The sequence below is a fragment of the Scytonema sp. HK-05 genome, from assembly GCF_963872035.1.
In the GTDB taxonomy this organism is placed as follows: domain Bacteria; phylum Cyanobacteriota; class Cyanobacteriia; order Cyanobacteriales; family Nostocaceae; genus Kalymmatonema.
Genome location: NZ_CAWMYC010000167.1, coordinates 24,303 through 35,894 on the forward strand (window position 1 = coordinate 24,303; position 11,592 = coordinate 35,894).

General features: G+C 45.8%; 13 protein-coding genes. 7 read left to right on the forward strand and 6 right to left on the reverse strand.

The annotated features are described in order from the left end of the window. Positions 1-378: 378 nt before the first annotated feature. On the forward strand, positions 379-1,053 hold the full coding sequence (locus AACT52_RS38750; protein WP_073635569.1) for a L,D-transpeptidase: 675 nt from the start codon (positions 379-381) through the stop codon (positions 1,051-1,053). A 128-nt stretch (positions 1,054-1,181) separates the two neighbouring features. On the opposite strand, the gene AACT52_RS38755 is transcribed toward AACT52_RS38750, so the two are convergent. Together AACT52_RS38755 and AACT52_RS38760 are read right to left on the reverse strand one after the other, a co-directional pair. Next, on the reverse strand, positions 1,182-1,724 hold the full coding sequence (locus AACT52_RS38755; RefSeq protein WP_073635580.1) for a late competence development ComFB family protein: 543 nt from the start codon (positions 1,722-1,724) through the stop codon (positions 1,182-1,184). A gap of 99 nt (positions 1,725-1,823) precedes the next feature. Then, positions 1,824-2,756, reverse strand: coding sequence for a M23 family metallopeptidase (locus AACT52_RS38760; protein WP_073635570.1), 933 nt, complete (start codon positions 2,754-2,756; stop codon positions 1,824-1,826). A 360-nt stretch (positions 2,757-3,116) separates the two neighbouring features. Here AACT52_RS38760 and AACT52_RS38765 point away from each other — a divergent pair, with 360 nt between their 5' ends. The 4 genes from AACT52_RS38765 to AACT52_RS38775 all read left to right on the forward strand — a co-directional run bounded on the left by AACT52_RS38765 (position 3,117) and on the right by AACT52_RS38775 (position 6,931). Continuing rightward, positions 3,117-3,974 carry an RNA-guided endonuclease InsQ/TnpB family protein gene (locus AACT52_RS38765; RefSeq protein ID WP_198941077.1) on the forward strand — a complete coding sequence of 286 codons (858 nt, stop codon included), beginning with the start codon at positions 3,117-3,119 and terminating at the stop codon, positions 3,972-3,974. Between the two features lie 35 nt (positions 3,975-4,009). Beyond that, positions 4,010-4,189, forward strand: a complete 180-nt coding sequence (locus AACT52_RS38770) for a hypothetical protein (RefSeq protein ID WP_198941078.1) — start codon at positions 4,010-4,012, stop codon at positions 4,187-4,189. Continuing rightward, on the forward strand, positions 4,173-4,412 hold the full coding sequence (locus tag AACT52_RS41665; RefSeq protein ID WP_198941080.1) for a zinc ribbon domain-containing protein: 240 nt from the start codon (positions 4,173-4,175) through the stop codon (positions 4,410-4,412). Before AACT52_RS38770 ends, AACT52_RS41665 begins: the two co-directional genes overlap by 17 nt. A 179-nt stretch (positions 4,413-4,591) precedes the next feature. Then, positions 4,592-6,931 carry a cation:proton antiporter gene (locus tag AACT52_RS38775; RefSeq protein ID WP_073635572.1) on the forward strand — a complete coding sequence of 780 codons (2,340 nt, stop codon included), beginning with the start codon at positions 4,592-4,594 and terminating at the stop codon, positions 6,929-6,931. A 366-nt stretch (positions 6,932-7,297) separates the two neighbouring features. Here the strand turns inward: AACT52_RS38775 and AACT52_RS38780 are convergent, their stop codons facing one another. After that, positions 7,298-7,519: an Hfq-related RNA-binding protein gene (locus AACT52_RS38780; RefSeq protein ID WP_073635573.1), complete on the reverse strand. Its 222-nt coding sequence runs from the start codon at positions 7,517-7,519 to the stop codon at positions 7,298-7,300. 115 nt (positions 7,520-7,634) lie between these two features. On the opposite strand from AACT52_RS38780, the gene dapF reads away from it, so the two are divergent. Further along, entirely contained in the window at positions 7,635-8,477 is an 843-nt protein-coding gene (gene dapF, locus AACT52_RS38785) for a diaminopimelate epimerase (RefSeq protein ID WP_073635574.1), read from the forward strand. 140 nt (positions 8,478-8,617) lie between these two features. Here dapF and AACT52_RS38790 read toward each other — a convergent pair whose 3' ends face one another. After that, a complete protein-coding gene (locus AACT52_RS38790; protein WP_073635575.1) occupies positions 8,618-8,914 on the reverse strand; it encodes a 2Fe-2S iron-sulfur cluster-binding protein in 297 nt (98 codons plus the stop codon). A gap of 101 nt (positions 8,915-9,015) precedes the next feature. Beyond that, a complete protein-coding gene (locus AACT52_RS38795; protein ID WP_073635576.1) occupies positions 9,016-9,195 on the reverse strand; it encodes a hypothetical protein in 180 nt (59 codons plus the stop codon). A 215-nt stretch (positions 9,196-9,410) separates the two neighbouring features. Here AACT52_RS38795 and AACT52_RS38800 point away from each other — a divergent pair, with 215 nt between their 5' ends. Continuing rightward, entirely contained in the window at positions 9,411-10,217 is an 807-nt protein-coding gene (locus tag AACT52_RS38800; protein WP_198941079.1) for a GNAT family N-acetyltransferase, read from the forward strand. Positions 10,218-11,068: 851 nt separating this feature from the next. Here the strand turns inward: AACT52_RS38800 and AACT52_RS38805 are convergent. Next, positions 11,069-11,592 (reverse strand): WD40 repeat domain-containing protein (locus AACT52_RS38805; protein ID WP_143172964.1); only part of this gene is annotated, 524 nt, incomplete at its 5' end.

An 11,592-nucleotide genomic window follows, 5' to 3' on the forward strand; every position in this document is an offset into this window, starting at 1 on the left:
GCTTTCACGCGGTTTTTCACCTAGACTTTTTCGTCAAAGTTGCAGTAGCGCAATCTCCATAGCCCTAGTTTGCCTGGGACTATTGAGAAATTCATGAGGGAACTAATAAGTATTTATGAATTTTTAGTGACCGAATCATCAGAGTATAAGTTGAACTATCGGTAGATGCTATTGATATTGCAAGTTAATTTTGACTAAGAAGATTGACTTAGACTTGCGACTGGAAGTACGATGTCAGAAAAAAGAGCATTCCCCACAGCATACCCCTCACGCGTCATTTGCATAGCCCACTATCAGTACGGCTTTCTGCTTTAGGGTAGAGTAAGCTAGGGTAAGGTGATAGCTAAATGGAAGATCTGGGTCTGCTGGAGAGAGACGATGGCGATAGTAAGAAACGACTCATTAACGCGTGTAGTGATGTTGCTCTGTTTTGGTACAGCAATCTTATCTCTCGCTGTCCATTGGCGCATGAGGACTTCTATGACGCCTGATACCCAGTTAGGAACAGCAGGTGGAAACGTTGTATCTGGGCAAGCTTGGGCAGCAGAAAAACCGGGGCAACTGACGCAGGAAAAAAGACAGAATGCAATTGGTAATCATATCTCAAATTTGCTCTTAGGTCAAGGTTCTGCTCAAAGAAATTTATCTCAAAGCGTGGCATCTGGAAAGAATCAATTGATAGTTGATTTGAGCGATCGCCGTGTTTACGTTCAACGTGGGGATCTGGTTATAGCAAGTTACCCAATTGCTGTGGGTAAGAAAGGTTGGGAAACCCCCACTGGTTCTTTCCAAGTCATGTATAGGCAACTCAATCCTACCTGGCGTCACCCGATTACTGGCAAAATATTTTCGTCGGGTGCTGATAGTCCTTTAGGAGACCGATGGATTGGCTTTTGGTCAGATGGACGCAATCAAATTGGCTTTCATGGCACACCAGATGACGAGGTGGTAGGCAGTGCAATATCTCACGGCTGCTTGCGGATGCGTAATCCTGATGTCCGTCTGCTTTACAAGCAGGTGAGTTTGGGGACACCAGTGGAAGTACGTCAATGATCAGGAGTCAGGAGTCAGGAGTCAGGAGTCAGGAGTCAGGAGTCAGGAGTCAACACTCAACACTCAACACTCAACACTTAGAAAACAATGCTTGGTTTGTAAACTAATGACTAATGACAAATAACTGCTCAATACTCTGATTTTTGCTCAAAATGGGGTGCGTATACTTGGAGTAAGGTACTGACTTGGCGCAAAACCTCATTGCCAGTGTTTTTAGTTCCAACTGGCGTTCTATCATCATTTGGTCGGTCTAGGTTGCGGGCTATAGCCTCGCCAACTTGCTGGGCAATCAATTCCTCTAGTTCTGCCCTTGCGCGTTGGCGCTGGTAGTTGGCACCTTCTTCTGTAGTAGCATATAGGGGTGGTAGGCGGTTGAGGGCGTAAGCGGCAATATCCCCAACATCCAGAGAACTTTCGCTAGTCGCTTCAATTTCCGCTACACGAGATATTGCCTCTGTCAGTACCAACTCTTCCATAACGTTGATAAATTGTTTACGTGGTACCGCCACCACATCCCCACTCAATAGCGACACCATCAGCCGATCCAACGCCTTGTACTCGTTTATTGAGAGTTCACTAGCGCTATCACAGATTCGCCCGACTTCTGCTTCCATTGCTGGTGTAAGATAACCATCCTGGAGAGCTTGTTCCACAATTTTTTCAATACTCATAACGCTCATTATCTTTCAGCTATCCAAGCAAGGTGGGCACGGTACCAATCAATCCTATTTATTTTGCCCATTCATGAGGCAATAATACGCAAAAAGTTATTATTTTACTACTTGATTTCGCCAGGGTACTGGGTCAACAGATTTGCCATTGACATAAAACCCCCAGTGTAAATGCGGGCCTGTGGCAGCACCTGTTGAACCGACTGCGCCAATTAATTGACCAGGTTTGACAAAATCACCTTCTTTAACATTAATGCGGCTGAGGTGCATAAAAATACTTGCCACTCCTTGCCCGTGGTCAATGCCAACAACATTACCGTGAATCCGAAACCCTTGGGATACCTTGCCTACCAAAACAACCCTTCCAGCCGCCGGAGCAACAACAGGAGAACCTGCAGCGCCAGCATAGTCAATGCCGCGATGGTAGTAGTCATCCGCAAATTTACCATTATAGTACCTACGTACACCATAAATTGTGCTGACACGTCCTTTATTAGGTGCCAGAAACGGACCATCCCAAAACTTTTCTGGTGTTTGTAGCGCCTTGAACTCTGCTGCACGCTTGAGTTCATACTCTGTGGCTTCTACCCCAGCTTTTCCTGGCGGTAGATTAATGCGCTGCACCGGAAATTTACGCTGGCGTACTTGCACCGACAAGTTCTGTACTTGACCTTCGCCTGCAACCCGAAGAGTTCTAGTTCCAGCTTTTTCCAAAGGCGTTGTTGGGATCAAAGCCCGATACTGTAGTGGTGCTATTTCATATGCTGGGTAAGTCTGGTCGCCATTAGTTACTGTGACATTGCTACCATTAGCTGGATTATCTAAACTGACTACAACTGATATGGTATCGCCAAGCTGGGGAGTTGCTGGATTTACTTCTACTTGTAACGCTTTTGCGGGTGCTGCCAATGCAAAAGGTAGCGCAAATATCCCAAGTAGGACACTGCTTGCACGCACGTTAGTTTTGAAAACTGGCACGACTAAACCCAGTAACTTTTTCCCACAAGTCCTAGCGTAATATTCGGTGGTCATAGAGGAGTTACTAAAAATCTCAATTCTTCTGTTGAAACGACTGACTAGCGTATTGTATTCGGTGTTTCCCCAATTTTCGATTCTCTCGGGGAAATTCAGCTAAAGCCGCACGAAACTACGTCTCACCCGATAGGGGAGCGTGAGAGGAATGCGGGTCAAAGAGGGGGGTTCAATACCCCCCTCTTTGACAATCTCTTTTGTAGGGTTCGCAAAAATTCCCTGAACACATCGCTTTGGGTTCGAGCTGTTAACTCACAGTACTTTACTAATGTCTCTTTTTCTTCTGGCGTAAGCCTAAACGTTACCGTCTGTGTCTGTTTCACGATTGTATTTACATTAGATATGCAGTACAATTGTGTCATGAAAATTGCCTACCAGTACAAACTTCTGCCAACTTCTGACCAGCGGTGTCGCATGAGCAAATGGCTCGATATGTTGCGACACCAATACAATTATTTGCTGGCAGATAGGTTTGATTGGTATGAAATGAATCGTTGCCCTATCAACGCTTGTCCGTTGGTGTGCAGCATTGCAGAACCTAGAGAGCAGCCTGAATACTATGGACAGAAACGCTCCTTAGTGTCTCTCAAGGCAGAGCGAGAGTGGTACAAAGATATTCACGCCGATGTCTTGCAAGACATGGTGAAACGGATAGACCTGGCTTTTGCCCGATTCATCAAAGGTGATGTCAACGGTAGGCGTAGTGGCAGACCGAGGTTTAAGGGTAAAAACCGTTATCGAACCTTTGCGTATCAGCGAGTCAAACCCGATTGTGTCCAAGGGAATCGAATTGAGCTACCCAAACTGGGCAAGATAAAGTTTGTCCAGCACCGTCCCATTCCCGTTAGCGAAGCTGCAAGGGAGCGCGTTGGGTTTATCATCAAGCGAGCATTGGTCACTCTCAAGGCTGATGGCTGGTATGTGACGCTGACCCTGGAAGATGCTTCGGTCCCCGACAATCCCACCATCAATATTGAGCCAACCGAGGCTAACAGCATTGGTGTTGATGCAGGTCTGGAATATTTTGCAGCTTGCTCTGATGGAACAATGGTAGAACCTCCCAAGTTCTACCGACAATCTCAAGAGAAATTAACCAAGTTGCTCTTCCAAAGGGAACTGAGGAAGAAAGGCTCTACAGCACGTCGCAAGCTCAATCACCGCATTGCTAAGTTACATCAACAAATTCTTGACAGCGCAAGCAATGGCACTTTGAGTTAGCGGGTGAATTAGTAGATAAAGCCGAGGTCATTTTTGTGGAAGACCTCAAGGTTTCTAACATGGTGAAGCGCAATAAACCCAAACAAGATGAGGAAGGAAACTATCTTCCCAATGGGCAAGCGGCGAAGTCCGGTTTAAACAAAAGTTTTGCTGATGCTGGGATAGCTGGATTCTTGAACGAAATACTTCCTTACAAGGCTGACTCGAGCTGGTAAGAGAGTAGTTAAAGTTAATCCGGCAGGAACATCTCAACATTGTGCAATCTGTCTCAACAGAGTTCCAAAAGAGTTAAGTGATAGATGGCATAAATGCTCTTGTGGCGCATCTATGCCTCGCGATTTGAACTCTGGAATTCTAATAAAGAAAGTGGGGTTGGGCGTTCGCCTCACTATAAAACGCGAATCCCGGAAATCAAGGGAGGAGAAGCCCACACTCTAATCAAAGATTAGAGTGTGGGAGTACGTCACTCATTTTGAATAACGAATGAGTGGGTATACGCTTACCCGATGACTTCCATAGCAAAAAGCGTTGGCAACTGTAACCAACTGACTTTCCACGCCAAGGGAAAACTTTGTATGCTGAAACTTAATAGGTTTTAATAGTTCTTTTATAAGCTTGTGCAAGAAGATTTTAGGCTAATAGTTGATTTAGTTTCAGTTTTCGCCGTTGCCGCCTGTGGTGGACTCCTGGCGGCGCTTTTGCGACAACCCGTTTTACTGGGGTATCTCATTGGTGGGATGGTCGTTGGACCTGCCGGACTAGGACTGATTAAAGAATTGATTCAAGTAGAAACTTTAGCTCAGTTTGGAGTCGCCTTTTTATTATTTGCCTTGGGAGTTGAGTTTTCCTTTACAGAACTTAAAAAAGTCCAGGCGATCGCTCTTGGCGGAGGAGGGCTACAAATTGCCCTGACAATTCTAATCACCGTTTTGGTGTGTGGACTCACAGGAGCTTGGGAATATCTTCCTGCTAAAGGAGTATTTCTGGGGGGAATTTTGTCTTTGTCTTCCACAGCAGTTGTCCTCAAGTGCTTGATGGAGCGTAATGAAACAGAAACGCCCCACGGACAGGTGATGCTGGGAATTTTGGTCGTGCAGGATTTAGCGCTGGGACTGATGATCGCGGTTCTGCCAGCTCTTCATCAACCAGCAGAATCACTAGTCATAGCAGTGCTGTTGGCGCTGTTGCGGATTGGTTTATTTGCTGCTGGTGCAGTTGCCGCAGGCATTTGGCTAATACCTCCTTTGTTGCGAGTGCTAGCCCGTACTGAAAGCCGAGAATTATTTTTATTAGGCGTGGTGGCGCTGTGTTTAGGTATTGCCCTACTGACAGAATATATGGGGCTTTCTATTGAAATGGGGGCGTTTGTCGCTGGTTTGATGATTTCAGAGGTGGAATACGCCGACCAAACCTTAACATATGTGGAGCCACTGCGAGATATTTTTGCCTCTTTATTCTTTGCCTCTATTGGGATGTTGATTGACCCAGTGTTTTTGTGGAACAACCTGGAATTGATTCTGGGACTGGTGACACTGGTGTTTGTTGGTAAATTTTTGATTATTACGCCACTGGTGAAATTGTTTCGCTACCCCTTGAAAACAGCGTTAATTGCTGGGCTGGGACTAGCTCAGATTGGAGAATTTTCCTTTGTTCTTGCCAGTGAAGGACAGGCACTGGGACTGGTTTCCCGACGAGTCTATTCACTGATTTTGGGAACAACAGCGGTAACATTAGTGCTGACTCCTTTTGTGCTGCGTTTGGTTCCGATTTTATTTGACTGGGTAGAATCAATACCTTGGTTAAAGCCCTATTTAAGCGGGGAAGGTCAGCCGTTGGCGGTTGCTGACGAACTACCTACCAAAAACCATGTGGTTGTTTGCGGTTATGGACGAGTGGGACGAAATTTGGTGAAGTTGCTACAGCAGCACGATTTGCCAGTGGTGGTGATTGATCAGGCAGAAAGTCGAATTCAGCAGTTGCGCGAAGCTGGGGTTCCATATGTCTATGGTAATTGCGTGAGTTTTCACGTTTTGGACACTGCGGGAGTGAACACCGCACGGGGAATGGCGATCGCACTTCCTGACCCCATGAGTACACGTCTTTGCCTGAAACGCGCTTTGGAATTGTCTCCTAATTTGGATGTTGTTGTTCGCGCTACCAATGATAAAAGTATTGAGGTGCTTTATCAACTTGGGGCGCGGGAAGTTGTGCAACCAGAGTTTGAAGCGAGTTTGGAAATGGTGGCTTACATATTAACTGACTTGGGTTTCAATACTGCTGTGGTGCAGCGAGAAATGCAGGAAATCCGCAATCGTCATTATTTGGATCTACGACCAGAACAATCAGCGTCTGAGGTTTCGCGCGATTTGCAACAAGCAACTCAAGACCTCAATAAGCGTTGGTATCCCTTACCATCTGGTTCACCTCTCGTCGGTATGACTTTAGACGAAGCGGATATGCGCTACTTAACAGGGGCGAGTTTGATGGCAATTCGTCGTGAAGGAGGTGAAGAAATAGATTATCCTCCGGCTGAGACTACTTTGGAAGAGGGCGATCGCCTTTTGGTTGTTGGTTCTGATGATGAATTGGCGGCTTTGGATGAATTCGCTAAAGGTCAAGCTGCTGTTCCCGGAGAAAATAGCGCTTGTCAATGGGTAACTATCTCAGCCGACAGTCCAGTTGTTGGGAAAACTCTTGCAGATTTGGACATCCGTAGCCAATATGGGGTTATGGTGCAGGCGATACGACGAGATAGCAAATTTATCCGCTTTCCCGATCTTAGCAAGGACTTACAAGTCCACGACCAAGTTTTATTGTGCGGTAGCTTGGTTTCTCTCAATCAACTTGTACAGTTGCTTGTCCCAGGAACCGAAATACCGCTCTCTATCCCAGTGGTGAAAGCAGGCGAAGCAGAAGCACTCAAAGAGTTTTTACCGATGGATACTGTGCTGGATTAGTTGACACTCCTCAGCCTAAAGGCGTGAGGATTCTTGCTTCATCCGTCCTCCCTAGATAGTTGAATGCAAGCATTCAACTATCCCCGTTTGGATACGTCCACAAGCGTACACGGACTGCCCGACCGCGTTTGAAAGGATTTATTCAATTTCTTTAGCCTCTTTCCTACACTATGTCGCACGCTTGCTGAGCACTGTAGCTGGGGAGTACCCAATATTGCCTCACTAGAGCCTTTTAGACTACGGGCAATGCTATAATCTCATACTTTTAGCACGTTGTCAATAAAAAGCCGCCCTACAAGGGCGGGGCTTTAGACCCAAATTTTCGGTAAAGAAAGAAGACAGAAGAATAAAGATAGAAGAAAATCTTTATTCTTGATTCTTGATTCGTATATATGCAATGGCTTGCTTCCAAACAGTCGTCTGCTGGCTGTTTTCATCCACAAGACACACACATTGTGCGTCTTGCCATATAACTTTCCCAGTCAATGTGTCGCCAGTTAGCAGTTTTAACTGAATTGTCGCTGCTTGTTGAATCAGGTTTTGTATTTGCCGAATGCTAGGCAGTGAGGTGTCAAATTCCGTAATCATACTTATTAGTTGTTAGTCATTAGTTATTACTCATTGATTTAGTCGTAACTCACAACTGACAAAGGACAATACACTAATGACATAGAAACTTAAATATACTTCATCTATTTTGGCAATGGCAATCGAATTTACTAAGTATCACGGTCTGGGCAATGATTTCATCTTGATTGACAATCGCTCGTCATCAACGCCCGTCATCACTCCCGAACAAGCAGTTAAGTTGTGCGATCGCCACTTTGGTATCGGTGCTGATGGTGTTATTTTTGCCTTGCCTGGCGAAAACGGTACTGACTACAGCATGCGGATTTTCAATTCCGATGGTTCAGAACCAGAAATGTGTGGTAATGGCATTCGCTGTCTCGCTGCTTTTTTAGCTGATTTGGAGGGTGAAGCCAAAAAAAGCGACCAATATCGCATTCATACGCTAGCTGGTGTGATTACACCCCAACTCATGAGCGATGGTCAAGTTAAGGTGGATATGGGTATCCCCAAGCTACTCGCTGGTGAAATTCCTACCACCCTTCGTCCAGCAAACGAAAAAGTAATTAATCAACCACTAGAAGTAGCAGGGAACACTTGGGAAGTCACCTGTGTCAATATGGGGAATCCTCACTGTATTACCTTTGTAGATGACGTTGCAGCAATCCCTCTGGAAGTCATTGGTTCCCAGTTTGAGCATCACCCAGCTTTTCCCCAAAGGATAAATACAGAATTTATTCAAGTCGTGCGTCCCGACCACGTGAAAATGCGGGTATGGGAACGAGGCGCTGGTATTACTTTAGCTTGTGGCACGGGCGCGTGTGCGTCGTTGGTCGCAGGTGTGTTGACAGGGAAGTGCGAGCGTAAAGCTACAGTTGAGCTTCCTGGAGGACCTCTGCTAATTGAATGGTCAGAAATTGACCAGCGAGTTTACATGACAGGACCAGCTGAACTGGTGTTCACTGGCAAAATTGGCTAAAAACTCTTGTGGAGTGGGCATCTTGCCCGCTCAGGCATATGGCTCTTGTAGGGTGGGCATCTTGCCCGCCTATGATCTGGAAAAGACGGGCGAGACGCCCGTCCCACAAGAAAATCACCAAGACTAAATACTTATGGTAGCTAAGGTCTGGTTTTGACGCTGACAGGACCATAAACAGAAGTTTGACACGCCAAGCGGTAGTTTTCCGGCTTTCTCTTGAGCATCACCTTTTCTACTTCTGTCCGGGTAGAAAGGTTTTCCAGCCCTTCAACAATTTCCACAATGCAGGTACCACATTGACCGGAACCCCCGCAGTTAGTCAATTTTGCCAGCATCTTGTAAATGGGAATGCGGTTTTCTAAAGCGTTTAGCCTTAAGTTAGCACCATAGGCTGCTACAACTTCCTGATTCTCGTTAACAAAATTGATTGTACTCATGATGCAATTCCTTGTGTCATTTAACGTTTTGTATTCCAACACAGGTGCTACTTACGCTACATACTGTAGAAAGGTTGTTATGTTTAAGCTTACATGCGTAGTTAGACAGTAAGCTCATAACCAGAGATAGTTTTCTGCTCATCTGAGGCTGCGTTTAGCCACTGTTGCATTCCTGGTAGTGCAAAGACAGCTTCAGCATATTTTTTGTAAACTGCATCTAGTTGAACACGATATGTAAAACAGTGAACAGTGAACAGTGACCAAGTACCAGCCGCACCCATCAATAAATTGAGGGGCTTTGTATAAGGACGCCGTATTTCGAGTACTACGTATCTCGAAATACATTTTTCTGCATACTTCCATGTTTAAAAAACAGGGGCTTGTACCAAACAAGATTTTTATCTGGTAACTGGTAACTGGTAACTGGTAACTGATTCGGTCACAAACCGTGAAACAACAGGTGCATACATCGTATCTGGAAAGCAACTACTAAAATATGCAATTTATCAAGCCAGTTTGTCTCCACGAAAAGGATGAAATAGAAGCGTTTCTGCGCCGTCATCCTTTTCTACATTTGTATGAGATTGGAGATTTAGATGACTTTTTTTGGTCATATACTAACTGGTACGCACTTCAACATAGCGATAGTATCCAGCAAATCGTACTGTTGTATGTTGGTGCAGAACTTCCTGTTTTACTAGGTTTGACTGAAGGTTCTGGAGAACAGATGAGTGAGTTGCTGTACTCTCTCTTGCATCTCCTGCCAAAGGGATTCTACGCCCATTTAAATAGTAATACAGTAGAAATTTTTGCCAAAGACTATCAAATCCAATCTCATGGAATTTATAACAAAATGGGTTTAACCAATCTCTTGCATTTAAATTCATATTTAAACAAAGTAGATACATCTTCTGTAGAACAGATGTCTCAGTCAGATGTGCAGGAGCTAAAGGCGCTGTATCATGTGAGCTATCCAGGAAACTGGTTTGACCCAAGAATGCTGGAAACAGGGCATTATTATGGTGTTCGTCAAGGAGCAGCATTGGTGAGTGTGGCTGGTGTTCATGTATATTCACCACAATATAAAGTGGCAACACTTGGCAATGTCACAACACACCCAGATTTTCGTAAACAAGGTTTGGCAACAAAGGTTTGTGCAAAATTGTGCCAGTCATTATTAGACAGCGTGGATTACATTGGTTTGAATGTCAAAGCTGAGAATACAGGTGCAATATCCTGTTATGAAAGATTGGGATTTGAAAAAATTGCCGTTTACGGAGAGTATACGCTTGAGTTGAAATAGCTTTGATATAGCAATCCGCGCAGGATTTCTGAAAAATCTTAAGTATTGTAGGGTGGGCAGTGCTTACCGTATTTTGCCGAGTACATCCGGGTTTTGCGTTTGCACTGCCCACCTTACGTGCCGTTCAAAAATCTGCGGAGGAGTCCTATACTTTATCAAAACTTTTCTCAGACACTCACCTTCTTACAGCGCTTTTAAAAGGATAAACTTTAAACCACATGGTAGGACACGAAGCTTTGCTCATTGGTGTCAACAATCACGTTCAACCCTTTATTCCACGTTGATTTACCCCACCCCCAACCCCTCCCCTTGTTAAGGGGAGGGGAGGTGCCTCGTTCCCAGCCTCAGGCTGGGAATGCCTACTGGCACAGGCTCTGCCTGCCTTACTTGTGGCAGAGCCGCTTAAACTGCATTTCCTGCTTATACCGTTTCTGCGTGAAGCTGCAATGTATTTTACCCCCCGGCTAACGCCGTCCCCCCGATTCTTGGGGGGACTACAGGGGGGTTTTATAAGGCGCACCTTTTGCTCATTGGTGTCAACAATCACGTTCAACCCTTTATTCCACGTTGATTTACCCCACCCCTTAATCCCCTCCCCGAGCTTCGGGGAGGGGAGGTGCCTCGTTCCCAGCCTCAGGCTGGGAATGCCTACTGGCACAGGCTCTGCCTGCCTTACTTGCGGCAGAGCCGCCCCCACCGCATTTCCAGGTAGAACCTGGAAACGAGATTTTAGAAGAGTTTTGGCTTAAGCTTATTTGTAGAGACGCGCCATGGCGCGTCTCTACATTGTGTTCCTGATAAGGGTTCTGGTTTTATCACCAACCGTATTGGGCTATAAAGGGAACGCTCTTTCATTTTGCACTACCAATGCCGTCGCACATATGCCTGTCACTCTCATCCTCTGGGGGATTGGTATTGAAATACTCGCGGATAAAATCGCACCCTTCCCTGAGTAAATAATCAGAATCCCACCGCCACAGTCTCACCGTGTTGTCACGACTAGCAGTTGCCAGCATCTTGCCATCCGGGCTGAAGCTGACGCCATTAACCAAGCCTGTATGCCCAGTCAGGGTTTTGATTTGTTTGCCGGTGCTGGTGTCCCACAGTTTCACCGTGTTGTCACCACTTGCAGAAGCCAGCATCTTGCCATCCGGGCTGAAGCTGACGCCATTAACCGAGTTTGTATGCCCCTTGAGGGTTTTGATTTGATTGCCGGTGCTGGTGTCCCACAGTTTCACCGTGTTGTCACCACTTGCAGAAGCCAGCATCTTGCCATCCGGGCTGAAGCTGACGCCATTAACCGAGTTTGTATGCCCCTTGAGGGTTTTGATTTGTTTGCCGGTGCTGGTGTCCCACAGTTTCACCGTGTTGTCAG

What these genes read in the sequence shown, in the direction of transcription:
- AACT52_RS38750 (WP_073635569.1), top strand. Translation starts at nt 379, where the DNA reads ATGGCGATAGTAAGAAACGACTCATTAACGCGTGTAGTGATGTTGCTC.
- AACT52_RS38755 (WP_073635580.1), bottom strand. Translation starts at nt 1,724, where the DNA reads ATGAGTATTGAAAAAATTGTGGAACAAGCTCTCCAGGATGGTTATCTT.
- AACT52_RS38760 (WP_073635570.1), bottom strand. Translation starts at nt 2,756, where the DNA reads ATGACCACCGAATATTACGCTAGGACTTGTGGGAAAAAGTTACTGGGT.
- AACT52_RS38765 (WP_198941077.1), top strand. Translation starts at nt 3,117, where the DNA reads ATGAAAATTGCCTACCAGTACAAACTTCTGCCAACTTCTGACCAGCGG.
- AACT52_RS38780 (WP_073635573.1), bottom strand. Translation starts at nt 7,519, where the DNA reads ATGATTACGGAATTTGACACCTCACTGCCTAGCATTCGGCAAATACAA.
- dapF (WP_073635574.1), top strand. Translation starts at nt 7,635, where the DNA reads ATGGCAATCGAATTTACTAAGTATCACGGTCTGGGCAATGATTTCATC.
- AACT52_RS38790 (WP_073635575.1), bottom strand. Translation starts at nt 8,914, where the DNA reads ATGAGTACAATCAATTTTGTTAACGAGAATCAGGAAGTTGTAGCAGCC.
- AACT52_RS38795 (WP_073635576.1), bottom strand. Translation starts at nt 9,195, where the DNA reads ATGGGTGCGGCTGGTACTTGGTCACTGTTCACTGTTCACTGTTTTACA.
- AACT52_RS38800 (WP_198941079.1), top strand. Translation starts at nt 9,411, where the DNA reads ATGCAATTTATCAAGCCAGTTTGTCTCCACGAAAAGGATGAAATAGAA.